Origin of the sequence: Limosilactobacillus reuteri (assembly GCF_020785355.1) — a bacterium.
GTDB lineage: Bacteria > Bacillota > Bacilli > Lactobacillales > Lactobacillaceae > Limosilactobacillus > Limosilactobacillus reuteri_I.
Map to the genome: position 1 here is coordinate 77,354 of NZ_JAJGVH010000075.1, position 20,557 is coordinate 97,910.

Sequence of the window (20,557 nt, forward strand, 5' to 3'; positions counted from 1 at the left end):
AAAAGTTTTCTCCCAGCCTCAACTGCTTTTATGAACAACAGAAAGATAACGTGGAACTAGCTTCGCGTCGCCACAAGGCTCGAGTCTAAGTACGAACGATAATCAGCCCGTGCCGTGCTAATCATCGTCCTAGCTTAGCCAACCGCCTTGTCGAGGAGGTTATTTCCCACTCCCAATGTCTCTTTGCCTTTTTAGCGTTCATAAATAATCGTTGTTGGACCATCATTTTCCAAATCAATTTTCATCATTGCTCCAAAATGTCCGGTCTCAACAGGAATACCAGTAGCAGCTAATTTTTGATTAAAAAGATCATATAACGGTTCAGCAATCTCAGGACGAGCCGCCTGTGAAAAACCAGGACGATTTCCATGCTTAGTATCAGCATAAAGGGTAAATTGAGAGACTGATAAAATCGCTCCATTAACGTCCCGCAACCCCTTATTCATCTTACCGTTTTCATCCTCAAAAACACGAAGATTAGTAATTTTATGCACTAAATAGTCTAATTTCTCTTCGGTATCATCTGGAGAAAAACCGACTAAGAGAAAATAGCCAAGGCCAATTTTACCAACAACTTCTTCATCAATTGAAACTGCTGCATGATTTACTTTTTGTAAAACAACTCGCACAAGTGTCCTCCTATCGAATAATCCGTTTGACAACGTAAACATCTGGAATGTTCTTTAAGCCATCCATGATCAGTTGCAACTGCCGTAAATTACGCACTCCGATAATCAAACTAATTGTTACCATCTTATTATGGTCAACTTTTCCGTTAACTGAATTTAAGAAGCGAGTACTGTTATTTACTGAACGTAAAACATCATTTAATAAGCCATTTCGATTGTATCCTTGAACTTCTAAGTCTGCATTGTAGTTTGTTTTATCACCATTAGGATTTGCCCAATATACACTAACAATTCGTTCGCCATTCTTACGAGCAGCTTTAATATTCGGGCAATCATCCCGGTGAACCGATACTCCCCGCCCCTTGGTAATGTATCCAGTAATAGCATCTCCAGGGATTGGACTACAGCAATGACTTAAACGGACAAGGAGATTGTCAACTCCTTCAACAACTACGCCCTCGCTCGATGCTTTAGCCTGCTTTTGTTTTTCACGTTCATTTGGCTTCTCAAGAGTCTGGTGGTCTTCTAATACAGCTTTTTCTGCCGCTTGTTGACGGTCACTTTCAACTTGTTGGCGAATATCAGCAGTAAAACGATTTCTAATACCCACGGGAGCCAAGTCACCAAATCCCAGGGCCGCAAACATATCATCACTACTATTGTAATGAGTCTCCTGCGCAACTTCCTCACATTTTTCATCAGTCATTAACTCTGCTGGCGAATATCCTGCTTCACGGAGTTCATTTTCAAGAAGTTGTTTTCCTTCTTCAATGTTCTTTTCTCGATCGTGTGCACGGAAGAATTGGCGAATCTTATTACGAGCCCGCCGTGTTGAAACCAAATCAAACCAATCACGACTTGGACCAGCTGATGATGATGAGGTCAAAATATCAACAATGTCACCATTTTTGATCTCATAGTCAAGAGGTACGATCCGTCCATTTACTTTAGCTCCAGTTGTATGATTACCAACTTCAGTATGAATTTGGTAAGCCATATCAAGTGGTCCAGATCCCTTAGGCATTTCAATTACGTCACCTTTAGGGGTAAACGCATAGACCTTATCAGTAAATATATCGCTCTGAATCCCCTGCATAAATTCATCTGTGCCTTGACTTTCACTTCGTAATTCAAGGATTTCTTTGACGACATTTAGCTTTTGACTATCCTGAGTTTGTTGAATTCCATTAGTCTTTCCTTCTTTATATGCCCAGTGAGCAGCAACCCCATATTCAGCGATTTCATGCATCTTGTGAGTCCGTATCTGCACTTCTAATGGTCGTCCTTCTGGTCCAATAATTGTTGTATGCAAGGATTGGTACCCGTTAGTCTTAGGCATTGCAATATAATCTTTAAACCGTCCAGGCATTGGCTTCCAATTAGTATGGATAGCTCCAAGAGCAGCATAACAGTCACGAATTGAGTCAACGACAATTCGAACCGCGAGGAGGTCATAGATTTGGCTAAATTGTTTATGTTGAGTAACCATTTTACGGTAGACAGAATAAATATGCTTTGGCCGGCCATAAATTTCAACATTCGGTCCTAAGTCCAAATCCGCAATCGCCTTTTTTATCAACTTAATTGACTCATCAATATAGTCAACCCGCTGATCGCGCCGTGAATTCATCAAATGGACAATCCGATAATATTGTTGCGGATTTAAGTACCGTAATGACAGGTCTTCTAGTTCCCACTTAATAGTACTGATACCCAAGCGATCTGCAATTGGAGCATAAATTTCAAGGGTTTCATTTGAGATGCGGCGCTGCTTATCAGGTCGCAAATGCTTAAGGGTGCGCATATTATGAAGCCGGTCCGCAAGCTTAACAATCATTACCCGAATATCCTTTGACATTGCAAGTAATAATTTACGATGAGTGGCAGCCATTTGTTCTTTATTTGATTTATAGCGAATCTTACCGAGCTTTGTATCACCATCAACAATCATTGCAATGGTTGGCCCAAAGAGTTCTTTAATATCATCTAAGGTTGCTCCAGTATCTTCTACAATATCATGTAAATATCCTGCACAAACTGTTTCAGGATCCATATGAAGATTAGCAAGGATCCCCGCAACTTGGATAGGATGAATAATATATGGTTCCCCAGATTTACGTCGTTGGTCATGGTGGGCTACCTCGGCAAAATGATATGCTTTTTCAACTAAAGCAACGTGTTCTTCATTCATATAAGAGCTAACTATCTTTTTAACATCTTCATGTGTCAATTCCTTTTCTTTTGACATCGGACGACCTCCTTTCAATTACTTTTGTTGACGCATTGCCCATGATAAGTACGCAAGCGCTAAGTAAGCAAGGGCAAAATAATAAGTATATCGGGGCATAAAGAAATACGCAGTTATCAAGTAAAGGATTGGAAAAATGAATAACTCGCCCCATTTTCGCTGGTGCTTATAAATCCAATAGCCTGACCAAATACTAAAAATACCATTAATAAGGATTAAGACAATTTCGACCATTGCTACCCACGTAACAAATGGAAGTTTATCGACAACAAGCGTCAATACAATCCCAATTAAAATACTAGCTAGCCATAATGGTTTGTCTAAATGTTCCCATGCTTTTTTCATAAAATTCATTCTCTCTCAACACCTATATTCAGTTTTAAATCACCGATTAAAGCTGTTCTTTATTTTACCATAAGTAAGCCGGCTACATTATGACAATTCCATTGCATATGAAATAGCCGCCATGAAATATAAAGGCGCTGTTTCAGTCCGCAGAATTCGTGGTCCTAAACCTGCTGTTACCACGCCAGCTTCATTCATTTTAGCAATTTCATTTTCCGTCAATCCACCTTCTGGACCAAAAATGGCAAGAATCGAATCTCCTGGTTTAAGGGCATTAAATTGTTGCGCTAAAGCACTTGTTTCCCCCTGTTTAGCTGATTCTTCCCAAGCAACCATCCGTTCAGTAGCGGGATAATTGGCTAACAATTGATCAAGATTAGCACTGTATTCAACCTGGGGAATCTTATTTCGATGGGATTGTTCCGCTGCTGATTCAGCTATTTTTTGCAGACGTTCGATCTTCCGTTTCTGCTTATTCCCTTGCCAGTGACTAATGGAACGAGCCGCATCGAAGAAGACAATTTTGTCTGCCCCCAATTCAGTTGCCTTTTGAACAATTAATTCTGGTTTCTCTTTAGTCTTTGGAAGTCCGCAGGCAAGTGTCACTGAAACTGGTAATTCACTATCAGCATCTAACTTCTGATTGATTTTTAATGTCGCCGTTGGTTCTGTAGCGCTAAGAGTTGCAAGGTAAACACAATGGTCGGCTAACACAAGTTCAACAGTTGTGCCAACCTCTGCGCGCATTACCTTTAACAAGTGGTGGGCTGCTTCAGGCGGTAATGTTACTTCATCGGTTGGAGTTGCATTAACAAAATAGCGTTGCATTTATTTCACCTCGGTTGGCTTGTGGGCAATCATTCCATGCCAGTCCTTCATCTGCTGTTCATCGTCAATTATAAATCCTTGCTCTTGCAACTTTTGACGAATCAACGGAGCCTTATCATCGATAATTCCAGAAACAAGGAACTTGCCACCCGGTTTAAGATTTTCGTATGCCTGAGGGATAAGGGGCACGATGATTTCCGCAAGAATATTAGCCACAATCAAATCTGCATGAGTATGGATTCCGTCTAACAGGCTATTTACGCCAACCTTAACGTCTTTAGCGATCGGGTTTAGTGCAAGATTCTTTTTTGCTGAGTTGACCGCTACTTCGTCAATATCATAAGCATCAACTTTTCCTGCTCCTAAATGCTTGGCAGCGATACTTAAAACACCAGAACCTGTCCCGACATCGATTACATATTCATTACCAACAATTGTTTTTTCAAGGGCTTCAAGCATTAAACGAGTAGTTGGGTGAGTCCCGGTACCAAAAGCCATTCCTGGATCAAGAAAGATTAATTTTTCTTTAGGATCTGCTGGCTGATATTCTTCCCATTGCGGAACAATCGTTAACTGATCTGTTACTCTTAATGGGTGGTAATACTTTTGCCAAACTGTTGCCCATTGCTGATTATCGACGGTCGCTGCTGAAACATCATTTTCTCCTGGATTCAAGCCGTACTCCCTTAATTTTGCTACTCGTTGATGGATAGTAGGCAATAGTTCAGGAACAAATACATTTTGGGGAAAATATCCAGATACTGCTGCGCCACTTTTTCGGTGGGGAATTGATGCTGGATCGATAAATTCACCGTGATCCCCATACTTTCCTTCATCCAAGTTTTCAAAATCAGCGGCATCCTCAATTTGAACGCCTTGTGCTCCCATATCTGTCAAAATATAGCTAACTGCTTCAACAGCCTCGCTAGAAGTTATTACCTTTATTGCTGTCCAATCCATTTAATGACCTCCTTAAATAATAAAATCGTGACCACAATAAAAGTAAATGGTCACGATAAATACCAACTTAATAAAGTTTAATCATTTTCATTGTCAACTTTACTAATATGTGGTCGTTCTTGTTCGCGTTTCTTTTCTTTTTCTAAATGATGACTCAAGTAATTGATTAAGTCGGATTCAGTCAAGAAAATGCGGGGATGATGTTGGTGGTGCAACCGAACATCGATCTCGTTAATTTTTAATCGTCCGGTCCAAGTATGGGAATAACGAACAATTACCCGATTATTTAGTCTGTGTTTGCCAAAGCGGAACACATATACGTGTTGGGGTGTCATCATTGGCCGAATGTACTCTTTTTTATACATTAAATCATTGTCGCGCATAAACTGCTTAGTTCGATTCAGAATGGTAACCACCTCCTCTATTATTATTCCTGATCAATTTTAAATTAATCTCCCTAGATAGATATATTTTAGCACAGGTCACCAACGTTCCAAAGTTTAATCTATGTTTAAACTTTAATTTTAAAAAAACTGCTATACTATATTCAAAATATTTTAATGAAAGGTGATTACAATAGTGAGTCTCTTAATTGCTATTCTTATCTGCTGGTTGTTATGGAAGATTGGGGTTTTAACAGTTAAGTTCATTGGTTTAATCCTTCTTATTCTATTAATTGGGACATTAATTCATGTTTTGCTTTGGCCAGCAATCCTTTTAGCAGTCATTATCTTAGGAGCAGGCTTATTTACTAACTAATTTATCTATAAAATCTTATAGTAATTTTTCTGCGGAATGTTATAATCATTACTGTGAGAGAAATCTCAAATAATGTATACATAAGATGAAAGGGAGACTGTTTATTATGTCTAAGAATCATCAAAAAGTTGTTCTTGTTGGTGACGGTGCTGTCGGTTCAAGTTACGCCTTCGCAATGGCTCAACAAGGAATTGCTGAAGAATTTGCTATTGTTGATATTATTAAGGAACGGACTGAAGGGGACGCAATGGACCTTGAAGACGCTACTGCCTTCACCGCTCCTAAGAACATCTACTCAGCAGATTACGACACTTGCAAAGATGCTGATTTAGTTGTTATTACTGCCGGTGCTCCACAAAAGCCTGGTGAAACTCGTCTTCAATTAGTTGATAAGAACTTGAAGATCATTAAGTCCGTTGTAGAACCAATCGTTAAGTCTGGTTTTGACGGAATCTTCTTAGTTGCAGCTAACCCAGTTGATATTCTTACCTATGCTGTTCAAAAGCTTTCTGGCTTCCCTAAGAACAAGGTTGTTGGTTCAGGTACTTCACTTGATTCCGCACGTCTTCGGGTTGCTCTTGGTAAGAAGCTTCATGTTGACCCTCGTGATGTTATTGCTAACATTATGGGTGAACACGGTGATTCCGAATTTGCCGCTTACTCAAGTGCTACTGTTGGTGGCAAGCCATTACTTGACATCGCTAAGGATGAAGGCATTTCAGAAGATGAATTACTTAAGATTGAAGATGAAGTTCGTAACAAGGCATACGAAATCATTAACCGCAAAGGTGCTACCTTCTATGGTGTTGCCACTGCTTTAATGCGAATTTCAAAGGCTATTCTTCGTGATGAAAATTCTGTTCTCCCTATTGGTGCCCCAATGAACGGTGAATACGGACTTAACGACCTTTACATCGGTACTCCAGCTGTTGTTAACGCTTCTGGTGTTGCAAAGGTTATTGAAGTTCCACTTAACGACCGTGAAAAGAAGGCTATGGCCGACTCTGCTAAGCAATTGGAAGAAGTTGCTAAGAACGGTATGGCAAAGTTACAAGGTAACAACTAAGCCATATTCATAAATAAACGATAGATTATCGTACCATTAAAAAACTCTCAGCGTTTAATAAACGTTGGGAGCTTTTTTAATGCCTAATTTAGATCATTTTTTTCAAGTCACGGGCAAAATCATTAAGAAAGTCTTCGATTAATTTATCCATTTAAGATGCACCTTTTCCCTAATATGTTCGAGGTTATCAATTATTAAGGAACATCAATGCCAAGTTCAGTCCCGATTTCGTTCATTTCTTGATAGGTCTTTTCATCAATCGTGACCCCTTTTTCTTTATTTTCTGCTAATAAACGGTACTCACGATCACCAGGTACCCAAATTTCTTTACCAGGAATATGTTCAAGCTGGCGAATCCGATCCAACATTGATGTGGCATCTTTCTTCAATACCTCTGGATCACCAAAAAATGCTGGATTAAGAACCATTACAAATTGGCTAAAATCATGTTTACCACTAACAGTATCGGCAGAGATAGAACCTTGGGCTAAAATACCCGTCAATAATTCAATTACAATCGAGTGTCCCATCCCCTTATAATTAGAATTTTCCTCATCATTTCCGCCAAGAGTGAGAACTCCTCCACCTTTTTGTTCCCCTTCAGTAAAGGCCGCGGTGGCAAGAATATCTTCTGCCTCTTGCGCATCAGTTACTACCTGCCGATCTTTATCAACTGCCCATTCACCCGGCAACGGTTCGCCTTTTTTAGCATGAACTTGAATTTTTCCACCGGAAACAACACAAGTAGCACCATCAAACATAAATGGATGTGGAGAAGCAGGAAAGCCAAACGCAAAGGCATTGGACCCAAGAAAAGCCTGAGTAGCATTAGTTGGGACTACCAAGGGACGAGTGTTAGTAAGGGCAACTCCTACCAATCCAGCTTCTAACGCTAATCTTGTATAGTAACCAGCAGTGCCAAAGTGATTAGAATTGCGAATAACAGCAATTGCTACCCCTGTTTTCTTAGCCTTTTCAATTATTTTTTGAGTCGCTAAAACCGTTGCGAGCTGTCCCATATTTTGGTTAGCATCAACGAGGACGGAGCCTGGTAACTCACGAATAATTTTGGCCTTATTTTGAGGAATAATCGTTCCCTCTTTAATCATCCGGCGATACCATGCTAATCGTTGAATTCCATGAGATGAGATCCCACGCAAATCCGCATCAACTAAAGTGTCTGCTAATAATTGACTGTCATTTTGGTTAAATCCCAATTTTGTAAAAACTTCTACTAGATAATGTCGTTCATCGGTTGCTTGAATTCTCATTTTCATCTTTCTCTCATTTTATATTAATTATATTTTAATAACAAAGAGAAAAATGTCAATATTCAAAGTCGCTTAAAGGTTGGGATCCATCTTAAATGACATCTTTGAAAGCTCACAACCTTCAGTTAATAATTCAAAGAAGAGTGCCTTTGTTCGTTCATTATAATGGGAAGCTATTTCATGATTTTGCTCCGTTAGATAATCAGTTAGTGCCTGACCTTCAAGACTAGCTGCTTCTTTATCAACCTGCGCAATTTTACGGCGTGCCCATTCATTTAATTCTTTTTGGTAGTCTTCATCTTTTTCCATAAATTCCTGATAGTGACTTTCAACAACTTCTGCTAAGGCTTCATTTAGCCAGAATGCAGATTCTAAGTTCATTTTTTTAGGAACGTTCCGATATGATTCATCAGTATCGTCAGCATTAGCAAAAAATGGAACATAAGGGTTAAAGGCTGGGACCCCTAATTCAATCCAATGAATACTTGTTTTATATTTATTCAGATTGCGCACTTCTAAAATATGTGATTGAGCCGTCCGTGATAAAGAAATAGCTCGGTAAGTCTTGCGTTCAGGAGCATCCCCCATTGGATCATAAGGTGTCTCGTTAAAATGCGATTTTAAAACATACTGGATATCTTCATTAGCAATCTTAAATTCAGCCTTACGAATAAATGGCATCTCAGAATCTTCGGGACGTTGGCCTAATGAAGCATCAGGACTAAGGTAACGTTGAGCAAACCAGGTCCGCGGTGTATTGTAGTGACGGTCTTTTTGTGTACTAGTACCAAAAATATGGCGGAAATCCCACCGGTCATGGTCAGGGTTTAATTGGTGTTCTTCAACAAACTCTTGAATTCCATCAGCCCACATATAATTATCAGGATCGTCAAAATCAATATCTTCAATTGCTACCTGGTTAGGAGTAACAGCATAACAATCATCAGGAATACGAACTGCAACCCATTGGTGACCAGTTACTACTTCCATATACCAAATATCATCTGCATCTGCAAATTGCATTCCGTTTCCCTCAGCAGAGCCCAATTCAGCAATTAATTTTCCAGTATATTCAACTCCTTCACGGGCAGAATGAATATACGGTAATACTAAAGTACAAAGTGAGTCTTCTGCCAGGCCATTTTTTACGTATGGATCATATGCTAACACCCGATCATTTGCATAAACACTCTCAGTAAAGGAAGCTGCCACATTTGCTTCATTAATTCCATCTTCTTCATTAGGTCCGGCTGTTTGGTCAAGAGTAGGCGTAGAGGTATAACGCATTCCCTCTTCCGGCAAGGCTACAGTTACTTTATTGTAAGGTGATACGTAGGTTTCGTGGCGTCCTTTTACTGCCGGTTTTACTAAAAATCGCTTGGGTTCAATTGCTTTTACGCGATCTTCATTACGAGCAATATAATTAGCACCGTCGAGAGAAGCCTTTTTACCGACCATGATTGATGTACAAGCATCTTTATTTTGCATATTTATTTCCTCCTCAAATAATAGCGATTACATTATCTATGATACGCTAATTTGGTGAGGGTTGCAGTAGAAGAAAGATTTAATCAATGACAAAGGAAATTTGAATGAGGGTCTATTAAATTGAGGATAGTTCTTGTATTATTTATGGAGGTTACCTTCTTTTCTATGTGATTTGGCGATTTCATTGTATTAGAGGGCGAGCCTCTTTTTAGTTTAAAAACAAAAATCTGATATTGGTATAGAAAGTGATATTTCTATATCAACACCAAATACTTACGACTATCTTTCAACCGAGTCCAAGAAAGAAACAGCTAATCTTTTTGACCAAGTATTTCAAAATTTATCATAACAAAAAGGGATCAGTACCTCTATTTTTTAGAGAATACTGATCCTTAGTTTTTACCACATTTTAAGCTCACGTGGTAAAAATGTGGTAAGAATCACTAATTTTGTATATTTTTTGTTTTATGCAAAGCTGATAAACGCCTTTACATCAACGTTTACTTCTCGTCCAATTGCTCATCGGTCTTCAAAACGGCCATAAAGGCGGCTTATCTAATGGTTTCATTTTAGCGTTTCTTACGCCACTTAAAAACAGCTCACAAGCCTTGATAAATATGGGCTTGTGAGCTGTTAATAATTTTATGATTGCTTATGATATTTTATGCTTTTTCAGCAACCCTTTGTTTATGTGGGCATTTCGTGGGCAAAGAGTTTTAATTTTAATCTTTTCTAATAATAATAAAATCAATACTAAAATATAACTTTCCTAAGGGATCATCATAGACTGCATAAATCTTATCACCATCATTAAAATTTTGCTTTAATAATCCAAGATCATAATTTATATAGTTGGACGTTTCTCTTGAATCAATTCTATAGAATTTTCTCACTTCAGTAACATAATGATTTTCTCGTTCTGGATCTTTGATTCTCTTTTCTTCCGTTTCTGGCTTATTATCCTTTAGATTCTTAACTGTTTCTTTTGTAGCAAAGCCGAGAAAGCGGAATGATCCAGCCGAGTATCCAATATTATAACAATATGTTTGTGCAACATCGCTTGGAAACATCATAGATTTACTTTTATCCTCTTTTAATATCTTTACAATTCCCAAAGCGATAGCTATATCGGCATTTTTACTTTGCTGAAATTCTGTACGTTGTTCATGTACTTGATAAATTACACCTACTATAGCGCCAATTGCTCCTATTCCTGATACCCAATCAGCTAAGGATCCAATCTCAGCCTTAGGTAAAATAATAGCAACTACTATTAAAGCTTCTCCAGCAAGGAAAGCTATTAAGCCACTTACTATGTATTTTTTATTTAGCATATAAACCTCCTAAAATACTCTCTTTTTTATTATATGGGATTAAATCACTTTAAACTAATAAAACTTGGCAACCATCGCAATAAATGCAACGGTTGCCAAGTTTTTAAATCTGAATTGTTTGACCAACATAAATTACGTTAGGATTTGCGATGCCATTCTTCTGAGCTAATGCTTGCCAGGTCTTGCCAAACTTAGCCGCGATTCCGCTTAATGTGTCCCCTGCTTGGACAGTGTAAGCATTGGATTGACCGTTGCCGGCTAAATAAAGTTTTTGACCAACGTAGATCACATTCGGGTTAGCAATATGATTTCGGCTTACAAGGTCAGAGACAGTTGTGCCGAATTTGGTGGCGATTCCGGATAACGTATCCCCTGATTGAACAAAGTAAGTGTTTTCGTTTGATGCTTTTCCGGTGACTTTGAGGACTTGACCAACATTGATCATGTTTGGATTTCCAATACCATTGATTGCTGCGAGGTTCTGGTAAGTGGTTCCGTATTTTTCTGCAATCCCGCTCAACGTATCACCTGGTTGGACAATGTAGGTTCCGCTTGCTGGATGGCCGACGTGTTGCACCGGCTTAGGTTCTGGAATAACAACTTGCGGAACATTGCCTGATACTGAACCGGTCGTAAAGGCGCCATCAAAGTCATAACTGGTATCAATTCCCATGATGCTATGATCAGAATATTGCCAAGCGCTTGCATTATCAATCCCTAGTTCAGTAACCCCATAACCGGCAATCCAAATCTTCCGGGAATCAAAGCCATGTGAATTAAGAATGCCACCAGTGAAGAAGGACTTCATGGAGTAAATCCCAGTATTCTTGTAACCGAGAGCTTCTACTTCTTGGAGGAATGCTAATGAAGTTGATTGATAATCTGCTGCTGAATGAACTTCCGCATCATCAATCATCAAAGTATCGTCATACATACCGAACTGCTTAGCGATCTTAACGAAGAACCGCGCTTCATTTTGCGCATCGGCCACTGATGTATAACGGGCAAAGTGGTAACATGAAACGCGCAAGCCAACCGCTAAGGCATTACGAATTTGAGCGGCCGCACGTGGGTTAACATAAGCCGAACCATCTTCAGACCCTTCCGTTAACTTAACAACGACCCCTAGTGCTCCCTGAGCTTTAGCAGCTTGGAAAAAGGCAACAGTATCTGGTTGGTAGCTTGAAACATCAATAAATTGATTACGCATATTATTTTTCCCCTTTCATTGGATCAATTGCTGATGCTTGACCGGCTGGAATAGTGACAGTTTTAGTTGGTTGTGCTTGTTGCGATGTCGGATCAACGGTTGGTGTCAATGCAGACTTTTCATAAGATGATTGGACAAGGGTCTCGATGGCGTTAAGATCGATATTCTTGATGCCTTGCTTTTGAAGTGCCTGTTGGACAATATCCGTTGCTTGGCGGAACTTCTCATGACCAGCTATGTCTTTGCCGACTAAAGAAGCAACCGCGTTATCCGCAAGTTGGGCCGCACAAGACCAAGCAGCACGGGAGGTTTCTGTTTTGGCGTGGATGACTTTAGCATGAATAAAGTTTTGCATTAGTTTCAAGGCAATAAAAAAGGCTACCGAAGCGGTAACCGCAATTAGATATGATGGAATTTCGTTAATGACGTTCATTTGTTTTGTTCCTCCAAATTTGTAATTCGACGTTCATGATCTCTTAACTGTTCATCGTGGCGAATAAAGTGCTTATCACCGTTTTCAAATCTTTTATTGGCGTGTTTGTGCCATTCATTCCAGTCTTCAATGTTCTTATTAAGTTTTTGAAGATTCTGATTGATTGGATTAAGGACTTTATCAATTAAATTGCCAATTAACTTATGTGCCCCACCAAATACTGCGGTTCCAATTACTAGAATGGAGCCCCATTCGGCCCAACTCAGACTAAGGAAAGAATGAATTGTAAAGATATGCATTGCCTCACCTCCTTTTGAGGATAAAAAAAACGCCCTGGGTAGGACGCTAACGTAATGGTATTCCCATAGCAACTGCATGATACAAGCTACTTTCCAAAAAGTTATCAACTGAGTAGATTGTATCTGTATTCTTTCGATCCGTTTGATATTGATTGCAGGTTACTTCTAATTTGAAGCCGTCTTTAGATTTAATAAATTCTTTACCAATTTGTTCTCCCTTATTCGTAGTATAAAAAATCTTAATTTTAGATAATTTGCCCAAAAAGTCTTCACCATTTCTTTCAACATATTTATTGTACCAACTTGCCGAAAATGTAGAAATTAATGTTGCTGTTTTTTGTTTATCGATTCTGTTAATATAAAAAACATCAGAAACCGTATTAGTATTTTTAATAAACACCACTTTGACTGCTAACATTGGATTATCTGAGAAATTATCAATTTTTATCAAAGGAAGTCCATTATTATTTGAAGGCCAATTATGACCAAAGTCCTGACTTACATCATCACACTGTGTACTCATATAATTATGAGAGTTTATGTCCCTATCAAGTTCTTTGCATTCATTTATCATAAAAATTGTGCGAGCCTCATTATAGTATTGATCTCTTTGACGTTCAATATCTTCGTTCCTATTAGATTCTTGCTTCTGAATTTGTTGGTCTTGTCGTCTTATAGCCTCTTTTCTATTCTTTGTCTCAAGTTTTATCTGCTTATTAGTCTGCCAATATAGGCCACCAATAGAAAGAGCTGCTCCAAGATATCCACCCCAAAAGCCTAACCATGCCGAGTCATCAGCATTACTTAATGAGTCGAATGGAGTAAAGTCCATCGCAAAATTAAGAATTGGCATTGGTAAAAGAAGTCCTAAAACTATAAGCCCTATTACTTTCCAATTATCTTTCAGCCATTTGACCAATCTATATCTCCCCTTATTCCTTAATAAGAATGATTATACAGGAGAATTCGGTTTAATATCTAGCTTTAAAAGCCGCCCATAATAAAAATCCCATCACATTGGTGAGGTTTATTTATGTATTGTGTATTTCTGAGGCGACTATGGTTTAGTTAGACTGATTGATTGGTTAAGCCGTATTCCTTACCAGTAATCATTTTATATTGTTCGGCCGTAATTGTATTGGGTACATAGCTTTCAATCGGGAAACCCATCTCAAAAATACCTTTAACAAGTTCTAATTGTAATTGATCCATCTTCTAGTACCTCCTATTTTTGTAACTGTTTGGTTAAAGCATCAATCTTTTGGCCTTGTGCTAAAACCAGTTGAGTTAACAGTGCAACTTGCTTCTGTACTTGATAGCTAGGATTATCCCCTGACCATATATTAGTATTTGAATTAAAAGTTGCGTTTTCTAGCGGATACTCAACACCATTCAATACCGCTACTGGTTTTACTGGTGTCGAATCTGCTGGCTGATTAACTGAAAAAATCATTCCCGTATAATCGAATGTTTTTGGATCGTAGCCATAAAATGTATTCATTATAATTTCTCCTTTTCTTTAGTATGGAATTGTCATATCAAGTCCTGCTGCTGTATAAGTAAATCGAATACTTACTTGATCGGGTGTATCCGCTCGGGCGATTAATTGACCACTTGAATCGATGGAAATTACAACTGGCTTAACTTTATTAACACTAAGTTTAGTATCAGTAGTATTACCTTCTGCTGGGACTGGTAGTCCCGTTACAAAAGTAGTCCAACTTGAGGAATTAACATTAATTAATGCGTTAATCTCAACATGATCTTTCAAGCGGAATGCGGAAAATCTTACCACGTCAACACTCTTTGTTTTAGGTGTAAGGCTATAGGCGATGTTATCGCAAACCCATTGTGACCAATGTTTATCTTGAAGTTTAGTAAATTGTTTCCAAACCACCATGTGGTTATCGTTAACTGATGTTAACTTAAACATTCCTGAATTATGAGCACCAGCAGAACATGTGTAGTCCCAAATAAAGTCGCCTAAAAGATTTGGATAATGTAGGGCTTGTGCAATTGATGAATTAGTGTAACGAACCGTTAAAATTCCGGTCAAATGAGCGCCTTCAACCATTTGCGATTCATTTAACCGCCAAGCAACTTCGTCAAGGAATGCCTTTAATTCATCTTCATTATTCACAGAAGTATTCCCAAGAACTGCAAAGCTAGAGTAAACAAAGGTATTAAGAGGATAAGATAGCTGAGAATTTAAATTTTGAAGAAAACTAGCTGCTTTAGAAACCGCTACAGAGTTTGCATTATCTGCAGCAGTTGGCTTAATGAAGTCAATTGTTCCTTGTAGTTTTCGATCACTCCAACCATTGTCATCAAGATTTTTATTAAGCTTGTAGCCGCAATAGCTAATAGAAGTTGAGCCACCACCATCAAGTCGCCAAGCACGAATACAGCCTGTAGCAACAAACTTCTGAGCAAGTTCTTGTGCTGTTAAACCATCTTCATCAATCCTTCTGCCATCACAGCCGATGAAAAGCCAACTACCATCCGGTTTCTCACCTAAACCGATTGCTGGATTATGAGTAGTCGTCTTGCCTCCAGCAAGCTCTTCATCGGCTACACTATCGTCAAAACCGCTCATATCAACTACAATCCCATCTTTTACTAATGGGAAATATACAGGGAAAGCAACCTGTGCTCCGTCAGCAATCATTTGGTCAGTCGTTGTGCCGTTTGCGAGATACTCTCTGATTGAGCGATCTTTCATAATCGCTAATACTCGCATTCGACCCGGTAATTGTTTACTAAAATCATAAGTAGCTACTGCTTTGCCATCATTGATAATGTTACCTACTGTCCAACCACCATTTTTCGTACCGCCAATATAAACCCCAGCGCTTCCGTTAATTGTAAGCGTCGAATGACTTTCTTGAGCATGCTGGTTAGGAGAAAAGGTTTCTTTTTCAAAATGATAACTTGGCATAATTAAATTACCTTGTTCATCAAATTTTGGTACTTCTACCGTATAGATAGTTGTGTGATGATCATGATCCCGAGTTCGTTGCCAAGTAATTTCATCATAGTAGGTATTGCCAGTTGAGTTAATTTGTTCAGCTTTTAATCCATTATCTAGCGGAATACTAAAGCCAACTGGATTGGCAGTTACTTTATAAGTAGTTGCTCCTCCATCGTTTTCTGCATAGTAACCACGAGTTTCAACAGTAGTTCCTTCTGCAAGCGTTGAATCTTTTTGCATATCAGCCACAGTTGCATAGGCACGATTACCACGCTTATTAATTGAATCAATTGTATCTTGTAGTGCTTTTTGAATTTCCTGCTTAAACGCATCTGCCTCGGCTTGCGTAAACAAACCATCTTGTTTAATCTTTTGTTCTAATGCATCCAAACCATTTTGGACAGTGGCACCTAAAGCCTTTAACGTATTCATTGATTGGGTAAACTTATCAATAAAGTCACTGGTCATCTTAGTAAGCTTATCGGTACTGTCTTGGTACTTAGCTTCAATTTCATTGATTAACTCTTCAACAGGTGAAATATACGTTCGTGGTACCAAACCATCAATGACCTTATCGGCAAGGACGTCGAGGTCGAATTCTAAGGTAGTGATAGAGTTACCGTCTTTGAGAATGCGGAAAAAGGCTTGGCGGTAAGAACCGGCGACTGTAAAGGCATGACCAGGCATGTCGAAACGGAAACGGCCGGCAGTTGGGTCAAGGGCAACGTAGCCTTTATCATCAATTACTCGGAAGTCGCCGGCGGAATTCTTAGGCAGCAAACCTTCAAACCAGACGTTGCAACCAGTTAAGTCTAGGGGTGTCCCGTCTTCGTTCTTGATATTGACAAAGACTTGGCGCATGCTTCGCTCATACTGACGCGCTTGGACCCAGTTAGTATTACTGCCATCAAAGTTAACCTTGAAGTCTTGCATATTGTCAACATGCGTACGCCGATCTTGACCGATCACATAAGTTAATGTTTGTGACATTAAATCATTCCTTTCTCTTTCAAAATCTGCATGACAGCTTGTTCGACCGTTTCATAGTCGGTACCCAAAGCCACATGCTCAATTTTCTTTTTCCACGCTTCTTGAGCATCTTTTAGTTCATCTCGCGTGGCTTTTTCTTGTTCAAGTTGGCTGAGACGAGTGTTAATCTCCTCAAGTAGCCTAATCAATTCTTTATACTGTCTGTCACGGAGATTATCGTCTTTGTTATCCTCATTTTGAATTATCGTTAAATTATTTATTAATTGCTGGCGGAATTTTCTTCCACTCTGCAAATCTAGATTAGTTTCTAAATCCAAATGGCCATCTCCTTCCTCACTTCAAACTTCCCCAATCCGTCACTCTATAACCTAGATTTACCTGGGCCCGTGATACGTATGCTTTACCAGATCCAGAAACATCAAAAACTAATCTTCCTTTAGTAGTGCCGGCTGGAATTTTAATGTTAACTGTGCCGGCGGATTGCCAAGCGCCGTTATTGACGATATAGACAACATTCGATTTGCCGGCTGAACTGCCATCGCTCTTTAAGAATTCAACATAAGTAGTGGCGGAAATTGAATTATCGGTCGTATTTAACTTAGCCATGAGACGACTTGAGATGGAGGAGACACCGTTGAGGCTAAATTCATTGCTTTTGAGAGTGCCTTGTTCAACCTCAATTACCGGACTGTCATTATATTTTTCGCTGGAAGCAGTTCCGCCGGTCATCGTAGTTACTAAATTATGCTGACCATTTTGCATCCAGTAAATATTCTGGTCTACTACTTCCATATTCTTATCCGTCTCTTTCTTATTATTCACGACTTGCGTTAATGACTTGGATTGCTGATCCATGCTATTTGCTAATCCACTAATCCGGAGTCGTTGTTCTTCAAGAGCTTCTTGCAGACGTTTAGCTTTCTGGTTTTGATAATCTAAAATAGTCGTTTTTGAATTATTTAACGTAATCTGGTTATCCTGTCCCTTGGCTTCCGGATAAATCGTATAGCCAACAGTTTTATAACTACCTGAATATTTATCACGCGCAAGCACCCTTAGAATTTCACCAGCAACAGGTACAAATGAATTTCCCTGGAGTGTGACCTCAATATTTAAATCTGGGTCGGGTTTAAGAGTAGTTAATGCATATTTACGCATTGCATCTGCATCTTGAAATCTTTCATCAACAAGATCAGGTCCAGGATGCTCTCCCCATTCGTCAATTGACTTTTGATCAACTACCATAAACGGTTGGAAGTAATACTCTTCTTGTGATTCTGTAGTTGTATCATTTCCGACAGTATCATTAGTTTCTTTACCACCGATACCATCACGAATAACTTGTAAGGGATCAAGCCACGTTCCATCATTTGACCAGGCACTTTTCAATGCAGTCATTAAATTCTTTTGCTTAGTGATTCCAATATGAAGATGACTAGTATCACGGTGACCAATAACATCCCCCGTCTTAACTTCTTGCCCAACTTGAACAGTAATATCTCCTCGATTCAAAAATGCTTCTTGGTAGCAAATTAAATAATCATTCGACACAATGGTTATATAGTTTTCCAGTCCAGCAATATATCCAATATCCTGGACTTTCCCACCATGAATCGCATGAACATCACGTCCAGGATGATCGACAGAACCAAAATCAAGACCATCATGAAAACCATTAGTTCGCCCTACTCCATCTTGAGGGTGCGTTCCAAAAGTTTGTCCCAATGAAAAATGACCTTCTCCAACATCTGGAAAAGGCCATCCCCACGGATTAGGTGGTGAAATGATCAATTTATCTTTCGTGATTGGGGCACCATGAGGACTCCAACCAGTAACACCATTAATTTGTCCTAGCGCATTAGGAATATTGAAGAACGCAATTAACTGGTCAAAACCCTTTAAGATATTTGTATAGGGCTCCCGACAATAAGTATTAAAAGTTCCTCGCTTAAATTGAAGTAACCCAAGCGCCGGGCCAGAACCATCTCCATCTGGATCAGTTCCTGGTTGCGGAATCGTCTCGTTTCCACCCGATTCTAAACGAATTTGTGCCCGTAAAACATTAAGCTGCTGAGCATTCGGTTTTATTCCATAAAAGCTAGCAGCATACTGAATAACCGGTGTCCAATCACCGTTGACTGGCTCAGTTGGTCCATTAGCATTAGTTCCACCTGTTCCAGTATAAACAGTGTGCTGAACCTCATGTTTACCACCCACACAACGAATCATATTAATAATTGATTGACTGTCCCGAGTGGTTTTAACTGACTTTGCATCCCTTGGAAAATCAATCACTCGACCGTTATCCTTATAGAACTCATCTTCTGAATAAACCCGTATCTTCTTGTTGTCCGGATATATAACTGCACTTGGCCATAACTCAGTAATCTTACTAAGCATCTCTTTACCACTGCCGCTATCGAACTTAGAAGTTAATTGTTTATCAAAATTACCATGAACTTCATAGCTAAAGCCTAGCTTATTGCCATCAATCCACGCCTTTAGTAAGTCCTCAACTCCATAAGACTGATCCTTACTAGCATTACTATCCTGATTGTTATTTAAGGTAAGGTCACTTCGTTTATAAATTCGACTAATCTCATTGTAAACATGCCAGGCAGTGATATTTTTCGTATTAGTGTCAAAGTTTTCAACACAATTTTTTACAATATATTCCTGTCCCTCAAGCACAATCGAACTTTCAACATCTAACGGATCATACAACGCTGAGTCGTAATCAAATACTGAAAAGGTTAATTGAAAGGTTGAGTTCTTAGACCACTCGCTTTGCATTGTCGGCCATAGAATAATGTCTCCAATTGGCTCCTTAGTTGTCTCTTTATGAGGTGTCATCAATACTAAACTAATTGTCCTCACCTCCTAACCAAGATACATAAATGGGAAACTGAATGTAATTTCCAAATCATCTGCACCAGTAACTTCAAAGTCATTCTTTCCAGGTGCTAAAGTAATATAGCCATAATCGGTATTGGCACTGTCTGGGTTATTATTCTTAAATGTCCGACGTCCCTTTAATAAAAGAGTATCGTTTCCGGATAGATTTTGATTGTACGTCCAGGAAGTATTAGTGGTTGTATTCTTTACCGTGAACTTTCCGCCATTATGCTTAATAGTAATTTTTAGATCATGACGCTGTTCAACAGGGTCGATTGTAATATCACTATCATTAAGGAGGGAAAATTTATTCTGGCCTTTGAAATGGTATGAAGGAGTTTCCTCATCCATGTTCATATTCAAGTCTAAGAAATCCTCATCTTTCATCTCATCCGTATGCAATTTACTAAATCGCATTCCGCTTGGATTTTCAAAAGGCACTTCAAACGTACAATAGTTAACTTCTTCTGGTTCGCTTTTAATCTCAAAGGAACTAGCCCGACAGTAACGGACAATATCAGGTTCAACTCCTGTTCTTAACCTAAAGATTCCTTTTTGTGCAAAGACACGATAAATTTCGTGTTTTGCCATCTTAAAGTCTTTTCGATCAAAGAACTGCAATAAGAACTTAGCGGTGATCGTCGTTTGGCCATAACGGGAATAACTCCAAATTTGACCATCTTGTTGGGAATCATCACGATAATTATTAACAATACTAGGCGATTCAGTTAAGCCAAGAAAAGTTAAGTGGTCAGTAATATCTGTGCTGGCCACTTCTTTTTGATCATCAATTTTAATGTAAAGAATATTTACAGCGATTACGACCACCTC

Annotated in this window: 21 protein-coding genes; 2 read left to right on the top strand and 19 right to left on the bottom strand. The window is 39.0% G+C overall.

Annotated features, from left to right (window positions below; translation table 11 throughout):
- Positions 1-191 precede the first annotated feature (191 nt).
- The 6 genes from dtd to LMB56_RS06520 all read right to left on the bottom strand — a co-directional run bounded on the left by dtd (position 192) and on the right by LMB56_RS06520 (position 5,393).
- Positions 192-629 (bottom strand): D-aminoacyl-tRNA deacylase, encoded by a 438-nt coding sequence (dtd, locus tag LMB56_RS06495; protein WP_035157814.1) that lies wholly within the window; start codon positions 627-629, stop codon positions 192-194.
- 10 nt (positions 630-639) lie between these two features.
- Complete coding sequence (locus LMB56_RS06500; RefSeq protein WP_122481323.1) at positions 640-2,877, bottom strand: RelA/SpoT family protein; 2,238 nt, start codon at positions 2,875-2,877, stop codon at positions 640-642.
- Between the two features lie 18 nt (positions 2,878-2,895).
- Positions 2,896-3,222 (bottom strand): hypothetical protein, encoded by a 327-nt coding sequence (locus LMB56_RS06505; protein WP_225431918.1) that lies wholly within the window; start codon positions 3,220-3,222, stop codon positions 2,896-2,898.
- An 87-nt stretch (positions 3,223-3,309) separates the two neighbouring features.
- Positions 3,310-4,050: a 16S rRNA (uracil(1498)-N(3))-methyltransferase gene (locus LMB56_RS06510; RefSeq protein WP_229283578.1), complete on the bottom strand. Its 741-nt coding sequence runs from the start codon at positions 4,048-4,050 to the stop codon at positions 3,310-3,312.
- Positions 4,051-5,010 carry a 50S ribosomal protein L11 methyltransferase gene (prmA, locus tag LMB56_RS06515; RefSeq protein WP_229283577.1) on the bottom strand — a complete coding sequence of 320 codons (960 nt, stop codon included), beginning with the start codon at positions 5,008-5,010 and terminating at the stop codon, positions 4,051-4,053.
- A gap of 77 nt (positions 5,011-5,087) precedes the next feature.
- A complete protein-coding gene (locus LMB56_RS06520; RefSeq protein WP_020843066.1) occupies positions 5,088-5,393 on the bottom strand; it encodes a hypothetical protein in 306 nt (101 codons plus the stop codon).
- Between the two features lie 196 nt (positions 5,394-5,589).
- On the opposite strand from LMB56_RS06520, the gene LMB56_RS06525 reads away from it, so the two are divergent.
- Entirely contained in the window at positions 5,590-5,769 is a 180-nt protein-coding gene (locus LMB56_RS06525; protein WP_003668154.1) for a hypothetical protein, read from the top strand.
- A gap of 106 nt (positions 5,770-5,875) precedes the next feature.
- Positions 5,876-6,835, top strand: coding sequence for an L-lactate dehydrogenase (locus LMB56_RS06530; RefSeq protein WP_019254147.1), 960 nt, complete (start codon positions 5,876-5,878; stop codon positions 6,833-6,835).
- Between the two features lie 194 nt (positions 6,836-7,029).
- Here LMB56_RS06530 and LMB56_RS06535 read toward each other — a convergent pair whose 3' ends face one another.
- The 13 genes from LMB56_RS06535 to LMB56_RS06595 form a co-directional block, all read right to left on the bottom strand.
- The gene (locus LMB56_RS06535; protein ID WP_229283616.1) at positions 7,030-8,106 is read right to left on the bottom strand and encodes an Ldh family oxidoreductase; all 1,077 of its coding nucleotides are present in this window, start codon (positions 8,104-8,106) and stop codon (positions 7,030-7,032) included.
- Positions 8,107-8,178: 72 nt separating this feature from the next.
- Positions 8,179-9,594, bottom strand: a complete 1,416-nt coding sequence (locus LMB56_RS06540; RefSeq protein ID WP_229283576.1) for a C69 family dipeptidase — start codon at positions 9,592-9,594, stop codon at positions 8,179-8,181.
- 722 nt (positions 9,595-10,316) lie between these two features.
- The gene (locus LMB56_RS06545; protein ID WP_229283575.1) at positions 10,317-10,928 is read right to left on the bottom strand and encodes a hypothetical protein; all 612 of its coding nucleotides are present in this window, start codon (positions 10,926-10,928) and stop codon (positions 10,317-10,319) included.
- Between the two features lie 103 nt (positions 10,929-11,031).
- A complete protein-coding gene (locus LMB56_RS06550; protein WP_229283574.1) occupies positions 11,032-12,138 on the bottom strand; it encodes a LysM peptidoglycan-binding domain-containing protein in 1,107 nt (368 codons plus the stop codon).
- 1 nt (position 12,139) lies between these two features.
- Complete coding sequence (locus LMB56_RS06555; protein ID WP_229283573.1) at positions 12,140-12,571, bottom strand: phage holin, LLH family; 432 nt, start codon at positions 12,569-12,571, stop codon at positions 12,140-12,142.
- Positions 12,568-12,870, bottom strand: coding sequence for a hypothetical protein (locus tag LMB56_RS06560; protein ID WP_003663688.1), 303 nt, complete (start codon positions 12,868-12,870; stop codon positions 12,568-12,570). The genes LMB56_RS06555 and LMB56_RS06560 overlap by 4 nt, the downstream gene beginning before the upstream one ends.
- A 46-nt stretch (positions 12,871-12,916) precedes the next feature.
- Positions 12,917-13,789 carry a hypothetical protein gene (locus LMB56_RS06565; RefSeq protein ID WP_229283572.1) on the bottom strand — a complete coding sequence of 291 codons (873 nt, stop codon included), beginning with the start codon at positions 13,787-13,789 and terminating at the stop codon, positions 12,917-12,919.
- Positions 13,790-13,938: 149 nt separating this feature from the next.
- Positions 13,939-14,082 (bottom strand): XkdX family protein, encoded by a 144-nt coding sequence (locus tag LMB56_RS06570; RefSeq protein WP_229283571.1) that lies wholly within the window; start codon positions 14,080-14,082, stop codon positions 13,939-13,941.
- A gap of 13 nt (positions 14,083-14,095) precedes the next feature.
- Positions 14,096-14,371, bottom strand: coding sequence for a hypothetical protein (locus LMB56_RS06575; protein ID WP_229283570.1), 276 nt, complete (start codon positions 14,369-14,371; stop codon positions 14,096-14,098).
- Between the two features lie 18 nt (positions 14,372-14,389).
- On the bottom strand, positions 14,390-16,831 hold the full coding sequence (locus LMB56_RS06580; protein ID WP_229283569.1) for a BppU family phage baseplate upper protein: 2,442 nt from the start codon (positions 16,829-16,831) through the stop codon (positions 14,390-14,392).
- On the bottom strand, positions 16,831-17,148 hold the full coding sequence (locus tag LMB56_RS06585; protein ID WP_229283568.1) for a hypothetical protein: 318 nt from the start codon (positions 17,146-17,148) through the stop codon (positions 16,831-16,833). Before LMB56_RS06585 ends, LMB56_RS06580 begins: the two co-directional genes overlap by 1 nt.
- Before the next feature lie 16 nt (positions 17,149-17,164).
- Positions 17,165-19,684 carry a phage tail protein gene (locus LMB56_RS06590; protein WP_229283615.1) on the bottom strand — a complete coding sequence of 840 codons (2,520 nt, stop codon included), beginning with the start codon at positions 19,682-19,684 and terminating at the stop codon, positions 17,165-17,167.
- 27 nt (positions 19,685-19,711) lie between these two features.
- Complete coding sequence (locus tag LMB56_RS06595; RefSeq protein WP_182586782.1) at positions 19,712-20,554, bottom strand: phage tail domain-containing protein; 843 nt, start codon at positions 20,552-20,554, stop codon at positions 19,712-19,714.
- Between the last annotated feature and the right edge of the window lie 3 nt (positions 20,555-20,557).